The following is a 16,631-nucleotide window of genomic DNA, read 5'->3' as shown; positions in this document are numbered from 1 at the left end:
GGCACGGCCACGCCAGACGTGCGGGAGGATTTACCCCTGTTGGGGGTATTGCGCCCGGTGTGTGGCGTACGGCTGGTACGTCAGCCCATGCCCGATCGGGTACAGCACCTGCGTGGGGTCGTCGGCCCGCTGCACCGGTACCGGCAGCCTGCCGCGCGGGCCGACGCGTCCGGCGATCACCCGTGCTGCGGCGCGCACCTCGACATCCGTCCAGCCGTAGGACGTCAGACAGGCCTTGAGGGAGGGGAACTGGGCCACGTCGTACGGGTTGCGGACGGCCAGTGCCGCGACCGGCCTGCCGGTGGCCGCCAGCTGCTCCACCAGGGTGCGCTGCGCGTCGCCCGCCGTCACGTTGTAGGTCGCGACGACCACGGCGTCCGCGTCCTGCGCGGCCGTGACGGCACGGGCGATGGCCGCGGCGGAGGGTGCGGTGCCGGTGGACAGGGCCGTGGCGGTGAAGCCCAGCTCGGTGAGGGCGGCGGCCAGGACGGCGGTGGGCGGGCCGTCGGTGCCGGTGGGGGAGGCCGGGTCCGCGCCGACGACCAGGAGGCGGGGCACGGCGCTCGGGGAGAAGGGGAGGGTGGCGTCCTCGTTGACCAGCAGGGTCGTGGTGCGTTCGGCGATCCGGTCGGCGGCGGCCAGATGCGCCTGGGTGCCCACCGTGCGCTCGATGCTCGTCCGGCCGGCCCGCCGGTCGTCGAAGAGGCCGAGCCGGGCCTTCATGCGCAGGATGCGCAGGATCGATTCGTCGAGGCGGGCCTCGGTCAGCTCGCCGTCCTGGACGGCCCGCAGTACGGCGTTCCACGCCACGTCGAGGGACGGCGGGTTCAGCAGCTGGTCCACCCCGGCCTTCAGCGCGAGCACCGGCACCCGGTCGTCGCCGTACTTGGTGCGGACGCCCTCCATGCCGAGGGAGTCGGTGATCACGACCCCGTCGTAACCGAGTTCGCCGCGCAGGATGCCGGTGAGGATCGGGGGCGAGAGGGTGGCCGGGTCGCCGGAGTCGTCCAGGGCGGGGAACTGGATGTGCGCGGTCATGATGCAGTCGATGCCCGCGGCGATCGCGGCCCGGAAGGGGACGGCGTCCAGCTTCTCCCACACTTCACGGCTGTGGGTGATGACCGGGAAGCCGGTGTGGCTGTCGGTGGCCGTGTCGCCGTGGCCCGGGAAGTGCTTGGCGGTTGCCGCGACCCGGGACGCCTGATAGCCCTTCACCTCGGCGGCCACCAGCGCGGCGACCGCGTCCGGGTCGGCGCCGAACGACCGTACGCCGATGACCGGGTTGGCCGGGTTGACGTTGACGTCGGCGTCCGGGGAGTAGTCCTGGTTGATGCCCATCGCGCGCAGTTCGGCGCCGGAGATCCGGCCGAGGGTGTGCGCGTCCGCGCGGGAGCCGGCGGCGCCGAGGGCCATGGCGCCGGGGAAGAGGGTGGCGGGCTTGCCGACCCGGCAGACCGCGCCGTGCTCCTGGTCGGTGGCGATGAGCACCGGCAGGCCGCGCGGCTGGTCCAGGGAGGCCTGCTGGATGCCGTCGGAGAGGCCGGCGATCTGGTGCGGGTCGCGGGTGTTGTGCGTCCAGGTGAAGTAGATGATCCCGCCGACCCGGTACTTCGCGATCAGCTCGGCGGCCGTGCGGACGCCGATCTCCTTGAGGTTGGCGTCGATGTCGGCCTGGTCGGGAGCGGTGGCGGAGTGGCCGTAGACCCGCATCACGAAGAGCTGGCCGACCTTCTCCTGGAGCGTCATCCGGGAGATCAGGGCGCGCAGCCGGCTCTCGTCGCCGGGCGTGGCGGCGCGGGCGGTCGTCGGTACGGTGAGCGCGGCGGTGAGGCCCGCGGTCGCGGCGAGAACGGCGCGTCTGGAGGGTCTGCTGGGGTCGGACACGTGCGCTCCTTCCGGAGGAGGAACCACTGAAGGAAACTTCCAGGGAGTCACCAATATCCGGGAGGTTTCTTTCCGTCAAGGCAATGCACAGGCAAGGCACAGTACCCAGCGAGGGGCCGCCGTCGGCGCATTGAGGGGGCGCGCGCCGACGGCGGCGGGCTGTCGGCCGGGTGCGGCGGAGAGGGTGCGTCGGCGCTCGCTGCCAGGCGTACAGGCCGACACCGCACCACGGAGACTCGTCCGGCAGCCTGGCCGTTGGACGGGCGCGGGCCGACGACGGTTCCCCCGAGGACCCGGCCGTCCAGTGCGCGCCCCCTGTGCTGCGACGACACGACGACACCGAGAGGCCTATGCGTACCGCGTCAGCAGAGAATCCACCCCTTGCTGACCGACCCCTGGCCCACCGCGCCCTTGATCCACACACACCGGTGGCCTGCGTGCACCGTCACCGGCCCGGCGTGGTACCGGTAGGTGCCCGTGTCGACGACCGGGCGGCTGCCGCGGGCCTGGACGCTCACGGACATCGTCTGGGCGGGGCCGGGCTGCCGGGCGACGGTGACGGCGCAGACGTACCCGTCGCTCTTGTAGATGTGGGTGACCCCGGTACTGAACGGCAGGGACCGCACCTCCGGCCCGGCGCAGCCGCCGCCCGTGTCCGCCTGGGCGGTGCCGGACGTCACGAGGGCGAGCACCCCGCTCGCGGCCAGCACAGCCGCTCCGAGCGCCAGACGCCTGCGTATCCCACCACTGTCCACTGTCGTCCTCCCCGTACTACTCGTACTCCCCCGCCGGCCGTACTGATGTACGGACGCACGACGTATGTCGGATGGTTGCACGGCCGTCAGCGACACGCGTCGACAGGGTCGGCGGGAGGGAGCAGCCGGAGGCAACGCGGGCCTCAGCGGGTGGCGGTGACCGGCTCCTCCGGTTCGGGGCGGCCGACGAAGGTGCGCCACAGTTCGGCGTACCGGCCGTCGCGGGCGAGGAGTTCGTCGTGGGTGCCGTCCTCCGCGACCCGGCCGTGGTCCATCACCACCACCCGGTCCGCACGGGCCGCCGTGGTCAGCCGGTGGGCGACCACCAGCGTCGTACGGCGGCCGGCCAGGCGGTCGGTGGCCTGGTTGACCTGGGCCTCCGTGGCCAGGTCCAGGGCGGCCGTGGCCTCGTCCAGCAACAGCACGTCCGGGTCGACCAGTTCGGCGCGCGCCAGGGCGATCAGCTGGCGCTGGCCGGCCGAGAGGTTGCGGCCGCGCTCGGCGACCTCGTGCAGATAGCCGCCCTCCAGCGTCGCGATCATCTCGTGCGCGCCGACCGCCCGTGCCGCCGCCTCCACCTCGGCGTCGGTGGCGTCGGGACGGCCGTAGGCAATGGCGTCCCGGACGGTGCCGGGGAACAGGTACGCCTCCTGCGGGACGACCCCCAGCCGGTGCCGGTACGAGGTCAGGTCCAGGGCGCGCAGATCCGTGCCGTCGACCGTGACCCGCCCCGCGGTGGGGTCGTAGAACCGCGCGACCAGCTTGACGAGGGTCGACTTGCCGGCGCCCGTCTCGCCGACGAAGGCCACCGTCTGCCCGGCGGGAATCGTCAACTCGATGCCGGTGAGTGCCTCTTCGTCGGCGCCGTACGCGAAGTGGACGTCCTCGAAGGCGATCTCGCCCCGCAGGGACAACACTTCCCGGGGCTCGTCCGCCGACCTCGTGGACGTCGGCTCGCGCAGCAGCTCCTGGATGCGGCCCAGGGAGACGGTGGCCTGCTGGTAGCCGTCGAAGACCTGGGACAGCTGCTGGACCGGCGCGAAGAACAGGTCGATGTAGAGCAGGTAGGCGACCAGGGCACCGGTCGTCAGGGTGGCGGCCTCGATACGGTGGGCGCCCGCGATCAGCACGCTCGCCGCCGCCACCGAGGACAGCAGCTGCACGAACGGGAAGTAGACCGATATCAGCCACTGGCCGCGGATGCGGGCGCGCCGGTAGTCGGCGCTGCGCTCGGCGAACCGCCGCCCGCCGTCCCGCTCGCGCCGGAAGGCCTGCACGATCCGCAGCCCGGCGACCGACTCCTGCAGGTCGGCGTTGACCACCGAGACGCGTTCCCGCGCGAGTTCGTACGCCTTCACGCTCGCCCGGCGGAAGAAGAAGGTCGCGACGATCAGCGGGGGCAGCGTCGCGAAGACCACCAGGGCGAGCTGGACGTCGATCACCAGCAGGACGACCATGATGCCGAAGAAGGTGACGACCGAGACGAACGCGGTGACGAGCCCCGTCTGCAGGAAGGTGGACAGGGCGTCGACGTCCGTCGTCATCCGGGTCATGATCCGGCCGGTCAGCTCGCGCTCGTAGTAGTCGAGGCCGAGCCGCTGCAGCTGGGCGAAGATCTTCAGCCGCAGCGTGTACAACACCCGCTCGCCGGTACGGCCGGTCATCCGGGTCTCGCCGATCTGCGCGGCCCACTGCACCAGCACGGTCAGCAGGGCGAGCAGTGAGGCCGCCCAGACCGCGCCGAGGGCCATCTTCGACACGCCCGAGTCGATGCCGTGCCGGATCAGCACCGGCAGCAGCAGGCCCGCGCCCGCGTCCACGGCGACCAGCAGCAGGCTGAGCAGCAGGGGCAGGCCGAACCCGTGCAGCAGGCGGCGCACGCCGTAGGAGTCCTCCGGCCTGACCGCCCGGGCCTCGTCGACGCCGGGGGTGTCGGTGGCCGGGGGCAGCGCCGCCACCTGGGCGAGGAGTTCCGGGGTGGCGGGGGTGCCGCTGAGCGGCTGGTCCCTGGGGGTGCGATCGCCGGTCCACAGCCTGGGGGTCACCCCCCGCTCGGCGTCGAACTCGGCGTCCAGCTCCTCACGGACCGAGGTGTCCTCGTGCACTGCGGCGGGCTCGGCGTGCCCCGGGGATACCCCGCCCAGCTCGTCCGGGTCGGTGAGCAGGCGGCGGTAGAGGGCGGACCGCTGCTGGAGTTCCTCGTGGGTGCCGAGGTCCGCGAGCCGGCCGCCGTCCAGGACGGCGATGCGGTCGGCGAGGTTGAGGGTGGAGCGGCGGTGCGCGATCAGCAGGGTCGTACGGCCCTCCATGACCTGCTTCAGCGCCTCGTGGATCTCGTGCTCCACGCGGGCGTCCACGGCCGAGGTGGCGTCGTCCAGGACCAGCAGCCGCGGGTCGGTGAGCAGGGCGCGGGCGAGCGCGATGCGCTGGCGCTGGCCGCCGGAGAGGGTCAGGCCCTGCTCGCCGACCTTGGTGTCGTAGCCCTCGGGCAGCTCGGCGATGAAACGGTCCGCCTGGGCGGCGCGGGCGGCGGCCTCGATCTCCTCCCGGGTGGCGTCCGGGCGGCCGTACGCGATGTTGTTGCGCACGGTGTCCGAGAAGAGGAAGGAGTCCTCGGGGACGAGCCCGATCGCCGCCCGCAGGCTCTCCAGGGTGAGCTCGCGGACGTCGTGGCCGCCGATCAGGACCGCGCCGTGGGTGACGTCGTAGAAGCGCGGCAGCAGCAGGGAGAGCGTGGACTTGCCGGAGCCGGAGGAGCCGACGACGGCGAGGGTCTCGCCGGGCCGGATCTCGAAGGTCAGCCCGTCCAGGACCGGGCGCTGATGGTCGTACCCGAAGGACACGTCGTCGAACTCGACGGTCGCGGGCGCGTCGGCCGGGAGGGTCTTGCCGCCCTCCCGGAGCGTCGGCTCGGTGTCGATCAGCTCCAGGACGCGCTCGGTGCCGGCGCGGGCCTGCTGGCCGACGGTGAGGACCATCGCGAGCATGCGGACCGGCCCGACCAGCTGGGCGAGGTAGGAGGAGAAGGCGACGAAGGTGCCGAGCGTGATGTGCCCGCGCACGGCCAGCCAGCCGCCGAGGGCCAGCATCGCGACCTGGCCGAGGGCGGGGACGGCCTGCAGGGCGGGCGTGTACTTGCTGTTCAGCCGGATGGTGCGCAGCCGCCCCGCGAACAGCCTGCGCCCGACCTCCCGGAGCTTGCCGGTCTCCTGCTCCTCCTGCCCGAAGCCCTTCACCACGCGTACGCCGCTGACGGCACCGTCGACCACGCCCGCGACGGCCGCGGCCTGGGCCTGGGCGTACCAGGTGGCGGGGTGCAGCTTGGTGCGGCTCCGCTTGGCGATGTAGCCGAGCGCGGGCGCGACGGCCAGGGCGACCAGGGTCAGGGGCAGCGACAGCCAGGCCATGATCACCAGGGAGATCAGGAAGAGCAGGACGTTACCCAGCGTCATGGGCAACATGAACAGCAGCCCTTGTATCAGCTGCAGGTCGCTGGTGGCCCGGCCGACGACCTGGCCCGTGGACAGCTCGTCCTGGCGGCGGCCGTCGAGCCGGGTGATCGTGCCGTACATCTCGGTCCGCAGGTCGTGCTGGACGTCGAGGGCGAGGCGGCCGCCGTAGTAGCGGCGGATGAAGGTGAGGACGTAGACGAGCAGGGCGGCGGCCATGAGGGCGCCGGCCCAGGGGGCCATGGAGCGGGTGTGGTTCCCGATCACGTCGTCGATGATCACCTTGGTGATCAGCGGCACGACGGCCATGACGGCCATGCCGGCGAGGGAGGAGCCGAGGGCGAGGACGACGTCCTTCGGATACCGCCAGGCGTATGCCGCCAGGCGCCGTGCCCATCCCCGTTGCGCTGCCACGCCGGTGCCTTCCTGTTGTCCTGCTCTACCAGAGAGCACCAACGCGCAGGTGAGCGGATTTCATCCCTCCGCAACAAAACGCTCCGCTGGTTCGGCCGTCTTCCACGTGCGGGTCCGTTGTGGCTTGTCGCGCCCACGCGGCGGAGCCGCATATCGATACCGCCCCGCGCCCCTGGGTTGGCCGCCCCTCCCGAAGTCAGATCCGAACCCTGGTGATCGTCCGGCGGGGCACCGCGTCAGCCCTGGGGCGGCACCGCGACGAACGCCTCGCTGGGCCGGCTGGTCGGGGTGTACACCGCCGTGCCGGGGCTGGTCGGCACGATGTCCTTGTGGATGGCCTTGGCGACGTTCTGGATGGTGGTGACGCCGTAGTCCATGGTGCTGTTGTCCTGCGTCAGCACCGAGATCATGTAGTCGTGCCCGGCGCCGTTGAAGGTGCCGAGGCTGTGCACCCGCCAGCCGTGGGTCGCGCGCTGCAGCCAGCCGTTCTTGACGTGCACGGAGACCGTGGACGGCGCCCCGGCCGGGGTGCCCCAGCGCTGCGAGGAGATGACCTGGCCCATCAACTTCAGGATGTAGGCGCGGGAGTTGTCGCTCAGCACGCTGTTGCTTGCGGTGATGAGCTTGAGGAGCTTCTGCTCGTCGGTGACGTTCTCCTGGGTCAGGCCCCAGTAGCCGTTCGCGCCCGGCACGGTCTTCGTCATCCCGGCGGCGGCCAGGAAGCCCTTGATCTTCGTCAGGCCCAGCTGTTTCCACAGCGTGGTCGTGGCGTTGTTGTCCGACTGGGTGATCATGGCCTTGGCGAGCGAGGCCTCCCGGTCCGTCAGGTACCGGTTGTGCTTCTTGGCGTCCCACAGCAGCGTGGCGAGCACGGTGACCTTGACGGTACTGGCCGAGTCGTAGGAGCTGGTGGCGCGCAGGGTGCAGGTCGTGCTCGTGCTGCGGTCGTACAGGCCGAGGGCGACCGTGCTCCTGCGGTTCGCGAGGGCGGCCGTGATGTCCTTCTGCAGCTTGGCGGCGAGGCCCGCCTTGGCGGACGTGCAGCTGACGGTGGGCGTGGCCGCGACGGCGGGGGTGGCGGCGGTGACGGCGGTGACCGCCGGTATGAGCAGGGCGGCGACGAGCGCGCCGGTACGCCTCGATGTCCGGGAATTCATGCCCCAGTTGACTCACGGAGGCGGTCCAATGGTTGCACTCCGTTCTTACCGAGGGGATCGGGGACCTTACCCGGCTTTCACCGACCCACAGCTTCCGCCCAGGTGCACCACAGCGCGCACCCATCGCCGGTCTGCAGGGTGCAGTGGTGACATCTGCCACCGATCCCCTCCCTCGCGCCACGACGACGACCCCCGCTCCCTGGGCACCGGACGCCGTACCGCCGGAGCGCGCACCGCGCTGGTCGCTGCCGGCGCTGCTCGCGATCCTGCTGCTGGCGGCCGTGCTCTACACCTGGAACCTCTCGGGCGCCGGCCTCAACAGCTTCTACAGCGCGGCCATCTACAGCGGCACGCAGAACTGGAAGGCGTGGTTCTTCGGCTCACTCGACGCCGGGAACTTCCTCACCGTCGACAAACCGCCGGTCGCCGACATGGTCATGAGCCTGTCGTGCCGGATCTTCGGCTTCGGCACCTGGCAGATGATGCTGCCGGAGGTCGCGGCCGGGCTCGCCACGATCTGGATCCTGCACTCCTCCGTGAAGCGGGTGTTCGGGCACGCGGCGGCGGCCGTGGCCGCGCTGGTCCTCGCGCTGACCCCGATCACGGTCGCCATCAACCGGGACAACAACCCCGACACGATCCTCGTCCTGCTGATGGTCGGGGGCGCGGCCCTCGCCCTGCGCGCGGTGACGAACGGCCGCCTGCTGCCGCTGCTCGGCTCGGCGGTGTGCTTCGGCCTGGCCTTCAACACCAAGATGCTGGCGGGCTACATCGCCCTCCCCGGCGTCTTCGCGGTCTACCTGCTCGCGGCGCGCCCGAAGCTCGCACGACGGATCGTGAACCTGCTGCTCGCCGGTGTGGTCCTGGCGGTCTCCAGCTTCTGGTGGGCGGTCGCCGTGTCCCTCGTCCCCGCCTCCGAACGGCCGTACATCGGCGGTTCGACGGACGGCACCGCCTGGGACCTGATCATGGGTTACAACGGCCTCGGCCGGATCTTCGGCGGCGAGGGCAACGGCGGCGGGGGCGGCGGAGGCGGCTTCTCCGGCTCCGCGGGCCTCGGCCGGATGTTCAACGACATCCTCGGCGGCCAGATCTCCTGGCTGCTTCCCTTCTCCGCCGTGGCGCTGGCCGCCGGCCTGATCCTGTGCGGCCGAGCCCCGCGCACCGACCTCACCCGGGCCGCGCTGATCCTCTGGGGCGGCTGGACGGTGCTGCACTACGTGACCTTCGCGACCGCCGAGGGCACGATGCACCCGTACTACACGACGGCCCTGGCACCCGGCATCGCGGCGCTGTGCGCAGGCGGTGGCGTGCTGTTGCTGCGCGCGTTCCGTACCGACAAGCGCTGGGCGTGGGTGCTGCCGACGGGTCTGGCGGTGACGGCTGTCTGGGCGGTCGTGTTGCTGCGCCGGGCCGCCGGCTGGAACACCTGGCTGTGGCCGGCCGTCGGTGTGCTCATGACGGCGGCGATCGCCGGCCTGTTCGTCTTCCGGTCGGGGGGCCGGGTACGGCTGCTCGCGGCATCCGTGGCGGCGGCCGTGGTGGCGGCGCTCGCGGGCCCGGCGGCGTACGCCTGGTCGGTGCCGTCCGGTTCGGGTGGCGGCATGAGCGGGGTGAACCCGACGGCTGGGCCCTCGACGGGTGGCGGCTTCGGCGGCCCCGGTGGGGGCCGGGGCTTCGGCGGGAGCCGGGGCGGCTTCCCGGGCGGTGGTGAGCTGCCGGGGCAGAGCGGCGGGACCGTGCCCGACGGACCGGCGAGCGGCGCGCCCGGGGGCGCCTCGGGCGGAGTGCCGGGCGGAGCCTCCGGTGGACAGATGCCGAGCGGCGGACAGCAGTCCGGTGGCTTCCCCGGCGGCGAACTCCCCGGAGGCCAGGGCGCGTCGGGCGATACGGCCCCGGGCGGAACCGGCGCCCCGAACGGCGGCACGGCAGGCACGGGCGGCCGTATGGGAGCCGGAATGCGCGGCGGCATGATGCGCGGCGGCATGGGCGGGGCGAACAGCGAGCTGATCGCCTACCTGAAGAAGCACCAGGACGGCGCCACCTGGCTGCTCGCGGTCTCCAACTCGCAGAGCGCGGCCCAGATCGAGCTGAGCGCCAAGGTCCCGGTCATCTCCATGTGGGGGTTCACCGGCACCGACAAGGCGATGACCGTCGCCAAGCTCGAGGAACTGGTGAAGAAGGGCGAGCTGCACTACATCCAGCTCGGCGGCGGCATGATGGGCGGCGGCCCCGGAGGGAACAACAACAGCGTGTCGTCCCTGGTGACGGCCTGGGTGAAGAAGCACGGGACGCTGGTGAAGGAGAGCGCGTACAGCAAGAGTTCAAGCTCTTCCTCCTCCGCCAACCAGTCCACGCTCTACCGTCTGGACCCGTCGGACGTGAGCTGAGACGGACGTCGACAGCGCGCCAAGGGCCTCGATGCCGCTGGCGCGCTGTGCTGTTCGATCAGCCGGCCGGCCGGCTCGGAGCAGGGTCGAAGCTCAGCCCGTTCTCGTCGAGGGCGTTGAAGATCGTCACTCGGCCTGTCTCGAAGGCGAAGCGGACGTCGACGTTCCCCTGAGCGACATCCTTGCCCGTCCACTCGAGCAGTTCGGCACCCTTGAGGGCCAGGCCCCGCAGAGCCTGCAGTTCCGGGAGAGGCTCGGGACGCGCATCGATGGTCCGCAGGGCGGCGGCCAGGGATTGCAGTTTGGCCGCAGCCTGCGGTCCACGCCCGTGTGTCATGGCCGAGAGCACCGCAAGGGGGACGTCCTTCTCGGCCTGCCGCTCGTCCGCGATCACCGGCACATTGTCCGGACCCAGCACCAGCGGACGTACCGTCAGCGAGTGCCAGTCGCGGAAGCCGAGCCGGATCGGGCGCGAGGCCCACTGGGCGGTCCTGCTGCTCTGGGTGATGACGATCAGCACCGGCTCGCAGCGGTACTTCTCGTACAGGTAGGACAGGTAGTACGGCCAGCTGCCCCGCTTGCGCTCGTCCACCTTCCCCTGCGACTCCACCACCAGTAGATAACTTTCTGTAACGCCTTCGTCAGCAGCGTCGGATCCTTCTGGAAGATCCGGTGCAACGCCTCCTGCGACGAGCCGACCATCACGCGACCCCCAGCTCACACCACACGTACTTCCCCCGGTCCCCGAACCGAGCCGTCGGCTGCCACCCCCAGTACTCCGCACACGCCTTCACCAGGCCCAGCCCCCGCCCCTCCTCCAACTCCCCCACGTGCTCCAGCGGACGCGGCGGGTCCGGCGGCGCCGGGTCGGTGTCCCACGCCCCGATCCACACGGTGCCCTCCGGGGTTCGGCGGACCCTGAGCGCGGCCGGTCCCTTCGTGTGGCGTACGGCGTTCGACACCAGCTCCGTCGCCAGCAGCTCCGCCGGGTCCACCAGGCCGATCAGACCGTGCAGAGTCAGGATCAGACGCAGGGTGTGGCGGCAGACCGTCCCGGCTCTGAGGTCGTTCGGGATGTAGAGCGTGTCGTCCCAGGTCTCGATTTCGGGCATGCGTCATCGACTCCAGTCGGTGAGTGGGGAGTTCGCGCGCGGTGGCCTGCCGCAGCCGTCATGGCAGGACGGCGCGGTGCGCTTCCGCTGCGTGTGCGGTACGTCACCGAAGGTAGACCTTAGAATTAAGAGCAAGCAAGCCGATCCCGTAATCTGACCCCGAACGAGTCGCATAGTCAGGCGTGTTGAAACGAGGAGCGGCCGATGGGGACCAAGCGCGAACCCACAGCGCGGCAAATGCGGCTGGCCGTGGAACTGCGCCGACTCCGGGAGGCAGCAGGCCTCAGCTCCCGCGAGGCGGCCGCGATGCTCGGTGTGAACTCCGTTCAGATCAGTCAGATCGAGGCCGGTACCTCAGGGGTGAGTGAGCAGCGCCTGCGTCGCATGGCTGCCAACTACGCCTGTGCCGATGCAGAGCTGATCGATGCCCTCGTAGCCATCGCGTCCGACCGGACCCAAGGTTGGTGGGAGGAGTACCGGAGCGTCCTTCCCGCCGCCTACCAGGATCTCGCCGAGCTGGACCATCACGCGACGTTCCGCAACGACGTGGCCGTCATCCACGTACCGGGGCTCTTCCAGACGGAGGACTACGCCCGAGCCCTCTTCGCCTACATGAACCCCGAGTTCCAGGACAGCGAAGTGGACCTCCGCGTGGAGCACCGAATGAAGCGGAGGGTCGTCATCGACGGGCCCGAGCCCATCCCGTACGAGACCGTGATCCATGAGGCGGCACTCCGCATCCAGGTCGCCGGACGGGCGGCCTCCCGGACTCAGCTGAGTCGCATTCTCGAAGCGTCCGAGGCCGACCACGTCTCCGTGCGGGTCATTCCCTTCGCCTTGCACGACTTCGCGGGAGCCGGAAGCACCATGGTGTACCTCGGCGGAGCAGTCCCCCGGCTGGACACCGTCGTACGCGACGCTCCACACGGCACGGCCTTCGTCGACTCCGAAGCCCAACTGGAGCGCTTTCGAACACTTTTCCGTAAGGTGAAGGAACAGGCACTGCCCCCAGAGCAGTCACGTGACCTCATCCACCAGTTGGCGAAGGAGCTGTGAGGACCAGCATGATCACCCCTGCCTCATGGAAGAAGTCGCCCTTCTCCGGCGGAGGCGAGGGGAACGACTGTGTCGAAGTCGCCCACCTGGACTCCCACATAGCCGTCCGCGACTCAAAGGCCCCCGCCCGGGCCACCCTCACCTTCCCGGCCGCCGCCTTCGCCCCGTTCCTCGAAGCCCTGAAGGAGGCTCACTCCACGCAGGCGGGCTTCACTCACCGGTGAGGTACATCTACCTCGACCCGGACGGCACAGGCACCGGTTGGGTGTTCGTCATCGTCGCGGCCGAGACCGGCGTCGTCTACGAGGTGCAGGGTGGTGAAGGAGATCTTCGTCGGCGCCTGGAAGGGACACGGTGCCCGCCACGCGGACTGGCCTCCGGCGCTGCTCGACCGGCTGCGCGCGGCCGTCGCCTCCCATGTGTACGGTTCCGCGAACCGGGACGACCTCTTCCCCACCCCGCTCGCCCTCGACGAGTCCCGCCTCGCCGACGTCGACGAGGCGTGGGTGCCGGTCGTCACCCCCGACGGGCCCGGGGTGCTCGTCTGGGAGAACTCCGACTAGCCCCTACAGCTCCGGACCGAAGCAGTGCCGTTTGCCGTCCCGGACCAGGCAGGCGCGCACCTGGTCCAGGTCGGACGGGGTGGCGGCGACCATCGGGGTCGACAGTGAGTCCTTGGCGTCGTACCGGTCCTTGACCTCGATCCGCCAGGGCGCGTGATGCGGTACGAGGATCTCCGCGCGGTCCCCCACCTCGCCCAGGTCGATCCGCGCCCACACCGCACCGCAGGCCGTACTGTGCCGGATCTTCACCACTGTCGGCCCGGGGAAGCTCTGCCGCCCCAGGGTCACCGGCACGGGGTCGGCTCCGCAGCCGTACATCTCGGGGTCCTTGCCCGTGCAGCCGGTGCCGTGGCATCCCTGCACCGGTACGGGTGCGGAGGGAGACGGGGACGGGGATGCGTCCGAGCCGGACTCGCTGAAGGCGCCGGTGGCCGCCAGTGTCAGGACGAGCGCGGCTACCGTGAGCCCACCGCCCATGACTCCGGCGATCAGGCCGCGCCGGGCCGGACGCGGAACCGAAAGCGGGAGGGACTCGGCGGGGTCAGGCGCGGGCACTGCCGTAGGAGGGAGCCCGCCCGCCGCACGCCCGGCAGAGGCCGCCCCACCCGCCGTACGTCCGCTCGCCGCCCGCCCACTGGACACCGCGTCGGCCAGCTGCCACAGCGCGAGCGCCCGTCCGGGGTCCTCGCCCGCCAGGTCGCACAGGTCCGCGACGGCCTGCCGGGGCGGGACGGTCCTGCCGTTCAGGTAGCGGTCCCAGGACGACTTGCTGTACGGCGTCTTCGCGGCCAGCGCGGCCAGGCTCAGCCCGGTCCGGGCCCGCAGCCCGCGCAGGGTCTCCGCCAGCCGCTCGCACTCCAACGGACGGCCGGCGGACGGGTCACCGGAGGTCATTTCCGCAGCACCCCCCATGTGTGGCATGCGCCGAGGCCGGCCGACCGACGACGTGGCCTACGTGAGGTTCTCCAACCACCCGGCCATCTGCATGAAGCCCGGCGAGGGATGGGCATTCAACGGGGCGCACCCGACGCAGGTCCACATCAGCAGCTCCAGCACCTGCCACTGAGGCCGCCCCGGCCCCGGACGGTCCGCCCCGGCGCAGGTTCCGCACCCGCGCCGGGGCGGCGCCGGGCGCTCACTGACCGAGATGCGTCGGCGCGAACATCCGCAGCACCGCCGGGAGGACGACCACCGACGGCCCCGGAGCCGACAGCGCCTTCCGCAGGTCCTCCTCCAGGGTCTCCGGGGTCGTACGGACGCCCGGCACCCCGAAGGACTGCGCCAGCGCCACGTAGTCCGGGCGCGTCAGCTCCGTCGCCGTCGCCTGGCCGAAGGCGTCCGTCATGTACTCGCGGAGAATGCCGTAGCCGCCGTCGTCGACGATCAGCCAGGTGACGGGGAGGTCGTACTGCTTGGCCGTGGCCAGCTCGGCGATCGAGTACAGAGCTCCGCCGTCGCCCGACACCGCCAGCACCGGGCGAGCCGGGTCGGCCGCCGCCGCGCCCAGCGCCGCCGGGAAGCCGTAGCCGAGGCCGCCGGCGCCCTGCGCGGAGTGCATGGTGTTCGTGCCCCGGGGGTCGAAGGCCGACCACGCCCAGTACGCCAGGATCGTCATGTCCCAGAAGGACGGGGAGTCGGCGGGCAGGGCGCGCCGTACGGCTCCCAGCACCTCGTGTTCCAGGGTGAGTTCCTGGGACGCGATGCGCTCACCGACTCGGGACAGCAGCCCCCGCACCCGCTCCGGGGCCGAGTCGTCCGTGCGCTCCTCCACCGTCTCCAGCAGCGCCTGCAACGCCAGGCGCGCGTCCGCGTGGATGCCCAGCGCCGGGTGGTTGGACTCCAGCTTGCCGAGGTCGGCCTCGATCTGGACGACCCGGCCGCGCGGCTTGAACGTGTGGTAGTTGGAGGAGAGTTCACCGAGGCCCGAGCCGACCACCAGGAGTACGTCCGCGTCCTCCAGGAAGTCCGTCGTGTACCGGTCCTCCAGCCAGGACTGCATCGACAGCGGGTGCTCCCACGGGAACGCGCCCTTGCCGCCGAAGGTGGTCACGACCGGCGCCCGCAGCTTCTCGGCCAGCTGAAGCAGCTTGCCCGAGGCATCCGACCGTACGACCCCGCCGCCGGCGATGATCGCCGGACGTTCGGCCCGCGACAGCAAGTCGGCGGCCACCGCCGTCAGTTCGGGGCGCGGGACCAAGTCCTCGGGAGTCGCGTCCGGCGCCGTCACCACCGGCAGGGCGGTCGGAGCCAGCAGCACGTCCTGCGGGATCTCCACCCACACCGGGCCGTGCGGTGCCGTCAGCGCCGACTTCCAGGCCGCCGCGATCGCGGACGGGATCTGGGACTGCGTGCGGACCGTGTGGACCGACTTCACCACGCCCCGGAACGAGGCCGCCTGGTCGGGGAGTTCGTGGAGGTAGCCGTGGCGGCCGCCGCCCAGGCCCGCCGTGGGGATCTGGCTGCTGATCGCCAGCACCGGAGCCGAGGCGGCGGCTGCCTCCTGGAGCGCCGCCAGCGACGTCAGCGCGCCCGGGCCGGTCGACAGCAGCAGCGGCGCCGCCTCGCCCGTCACACGGCCGTACGCGTCCGCCGCGAAGCCCGCGTTGTTCTCCACGCGCAGGCCCACATAGCGAAGAGAGGACCGGCGCAGGGCGTCGAACATGCCGAGGGCGTGCTGGCCGGGCAGGCCGAAGACCGTGGTCGCGCCGAGCCCGGCCAGGGTCTCCACGACCAGGTCTCCGCCGCTGCGGCCGGGAGGGGGATTCAGCGCGGCCGCCGTCTGCTGGTCGGTCGGGCGGAGTACCAGGTCGTGGTCGTGAGTCACTTCGCTTCCGAGTCCTTCCGGGCCGCCGCGATCTGGCGGCTCATGATGGTGGTCAGTTCGTACGCCGTGTGCGAGGCCGCCACCGAGGTGATCTCGGCGTGGTCGTACGCGGGCGCCACCTCGACCACGTCCGCCGAGACCAGGTTGCAGGATGACAGACCGCGCAGGATCTCCAGCAGCTCCCGCGAGGTCATGCCGCCGGCCTCCGGCGTGCCGGTGCCGGGCGCGTGCGCCGGGTCCAGGCAGTCGATGTCGATGGAGATGTACAGCGGGCGGTCGCCGATGCGCTGGCGCAGCTGGTCGGCGACCTCGTCGGCGCCCCGGCGGTAGATGTCGGCGGACGTGACGATGCCGAAGCCCATCTTCTCGTCGTCCGTCAGGTCCTGCTTGCCGTACAGCGGGCCGCGGGTGCCCACGTGGGACAGGGCCGAGGTGTCGAGGATGCCCTCCTCCACGGCGCGGCGGAACGGGGTGCCGTGGGTGTACTCGGCGCCGAAGTAGGTGTCCCAGGTGTCCAGGTGGGCGTCGAAGTGGAGCAGGGCCACGGGGCCGTGCTTCTTCGCCACCGAGCGCAGGAGCGGCAGGGCGATGGTGTGGTCGCCGCCCAGGGTCATCAGGCGGGCGCCCGTGCCGAGCAGTTCGTCCGCCGCGGCCTCGATGGTCTCGACGGCCTCGTTGATGTTGAACGGGTTCACGGCGATGTCACCGCCGTCCGCCACCTGCGCCAGGGCGAAGGGGGAGGCGTCCTGCGCGGGGTTGTACGGGCGCAGCAGCCGGGACGCCTCGCGGATGGCGTTGCCGCCGAAGCGGGCGCCCGGCCGGTACGAGACGCCGGAGTCGAACGGCACGCCCACCACGGCGACGTCGGCGGTGCCGACCTCGTCCAGGCGGGGCAGCCGGGCGAAGGTCGCGGGGCCGGCGTACCGCGGGATGCGGGAGGAGTCGACGGGGCCGCGGGGCGTCTCGTTGCTGCTCATGGTCAATTGCCTTCTTTCTTGCGCTTCATCGCGCATGTACTGCTTGTGTC

12 protein-coding genes and 1 pseudogene are annotated in these 16,631 nt (G+C 71.5%); 4 read left to right on the top strand and 9 right to left on the bottom strand.

Going from position 1 to position 16,631, the window contains the following annotated elements:
- Positions 1-30 precede the first annotated feature (30 nt).
- The 4 genes from ACWC2T_RS17410 to ACWC2T_RS17395 form a co-directional block, all read right to left on the bottom strand.
- Complete coding sequence (locus ACWC2T_RS17410; protein WP_450671208.1) at positions 31-1,884, bottom strand: glycoside hydrolase family 3 protein; 1,854 nt, start codon at positions 1,882-1,884, stop codon at positions 31-33.
- Positions 1,885-2,246: 362 nt separating this feature from the next.
- The gene (locus ACWC2T_RS17405; protein WP_450671207.1) at positions 2,247-2,639 is read right to left on the bottom strand and encodes a hypothetical protein; all 393 of its coding nucleotides are present in this window, start codon (positions 2,637-2,639) and stop codon (positions 2,247-2,249) included.
- A 143-nt stretch (positions 2,640-2,782) separates the two neighbouring features.
- On the bottom strand, positions 2,783-6,502 hold the full coding sequence (locus ACWC2T_RS17400) for an ABC transporter ATP-binding protein (protein WP_450671206.1): 3,720 nt from the start codon (positions 6,500-6,502) through the stop codon (positions 2,783-2,785).
- 236 nt (positions 6,503-6,738) lie between these two features.
- The gene (locus ACWC2T_RS17395) at positions 6,739-7,659 is read right to left on the bottom strand and encodes a serine hydrolase (RefSeq protein WP_450671205.1); all 921 of its coding nucleotides are present in this window, start codon (positions 7,657-7,659) and stop codon (positions 6,739-6,741) included.
- A 146-nt stretch (positions 7,660-7,805) separates the two neighbouring features.
- Between ACWC2T_RS17395 and ACWC2T_RS17390 the strand changes: the two genes are divergently transcribed.
- Positions 7,806-10,049, top strand: a complete 2,244-nt coding sequence (locus ACWC2T_RS17390) for a glycosyltransferase family 39 protein (RefSeq protein WP_450671204.1) — start codon at positions 7,806-7,808, stop codon at positions 10,047-10,049.
- Between the two features lie 265 nt (positions 10,050-10,314).
- On the opposite strand, the pseudogene ACWC2T_RS17385 reads toward ACWC2T_RS17390, so the two are convergent.
- Together ACWC2T_RS17385 and ACWC2T_RS17380 are read right to left on the bottom strand one after the other, a co-directional pair.
- Positions 10,315-10,751 (bottom strand): annotated as a pseudogene (locus tag ACWC2T_RS17385) (hypothetical protein); the annotation flags it as partial.
- On the bottom strand, positions 10,751-11,161 hold the full coding sequence (locus ACWC2T_RS17380; protein WP_450671203.1) for an ATP-binding protein: 411 nt from the start codon (positions 11,159-11,161) through the stop codon (positions 10,751-10,753). The gene ACWC2T_RS17380 and the pseudogene ACWC2T_RS17385, both read right to left, overlap by 1 nt.
- 204 nt (positions 11,162-11,365) lie before the next feature.
- On the opposite strand from ACWC2T_RS17380, the gene ACWC2T_RS17375 reads away from it, so the two are divergent.
- The 3 genes from ACWC2T_RS17375 (at position 11,366) to ACWC2T_RS17365 (ending at position 12,780) form a co-directional block, all read left to right on the top strand.
- Complete coding sequence (locus ACWC2T_RS17375) at positions 11,366-12,217, top strand: helix-turn-helix domain-containing protein (protein WP_450671202.1); 852 nt, start codon at positions 11,366-11,368, stop codon at positions 12,215-12,217.
- Positions 12,218-12,225: 8 nt separating this feature from the next.
- Positions 12,226-12,441: a DUF397 domain-containing protein gene (locus ACWC2T_RS17370; protein ID WP_450671201.1), complete on the top strand. Its 216-nt coding sequence runs from the start codon at positions 12,226-12,228 to the stop codon at positions 12,439-12,441.
- Positions 12,442-12,534: 93 nt separating this feature from the next.
- Positions 12,535-12,780: a DUF6210 family protein gene (locus ACWC2T_RS17365; RefSeq protein WP_450671200.1), complete on the top strand. Its 246-nt coding sequence runs from the start codon at positions 12,535-12,537 to the stop codon at positions 12,778-12,780.
- Between the two features lie 3 nt (positions 12,781-12,783).
- Here the strand turns inward: ACWC2T_RS17365 and ACWC2T_RS17360 are convergent, their stop codons facing one another.
- The 3 genes from ACWC2T_RS17360 to speB all read right to left on the bottom strand — a co-directional run bounded on the left by ACWC2T_RS17360 (position 12,784) and on the right by speB (position 16,581).
- The gene (locus ACWC2T_RS17360; protein ID WP_450671199.1) at positions 12,784-13,674 is read right to left on the bottom strand and encodes a helix-turn-helix domain-containing protein; all 891 of its coding nucleotides are present in this window, start codon (positions 13,672-13,674) and stop codon (positions 12,784-12,786) included.
- 241 nt (positions 13,675-13,915) lie between these two features.
- The gene (locus tag ACWC2T_RS17355; RefSeq protein WP_450671198.1) at positions 13,916-15,604 is read right to left on the bottom strand and encodes a thiamine pyrophosphate-binding protein; all 1,689 of its coding nucleotides are present in this window, start codon (positions 15,602-15,604) and stop codon (positions 13,916-13,918) included.
- A complete protein-coding gene (gene speB, locus ACWC2T_RS17350; RefSeq protein WP_450671197.1) occupies positions 15,601-16,581 on the bottom strand; it encodes an agmatinase in 981 nt (326 codons plus the stop codon). The genes ACWC2T_RS17355 and speB overlap by 4 nt, the downstream gene beginning before the upstream one ends.
- Positions 16,582-16,631 lie beyond the last annotated feature (50 nt).

It is taken from the genome of Streptomyces sp. NPDC001393, from assembly GCF_053597455.1.
Note: the sequence above shows the minus strand (reverse complement) of the source record. Positions and strands in the feature narration are given on the sequence as shown.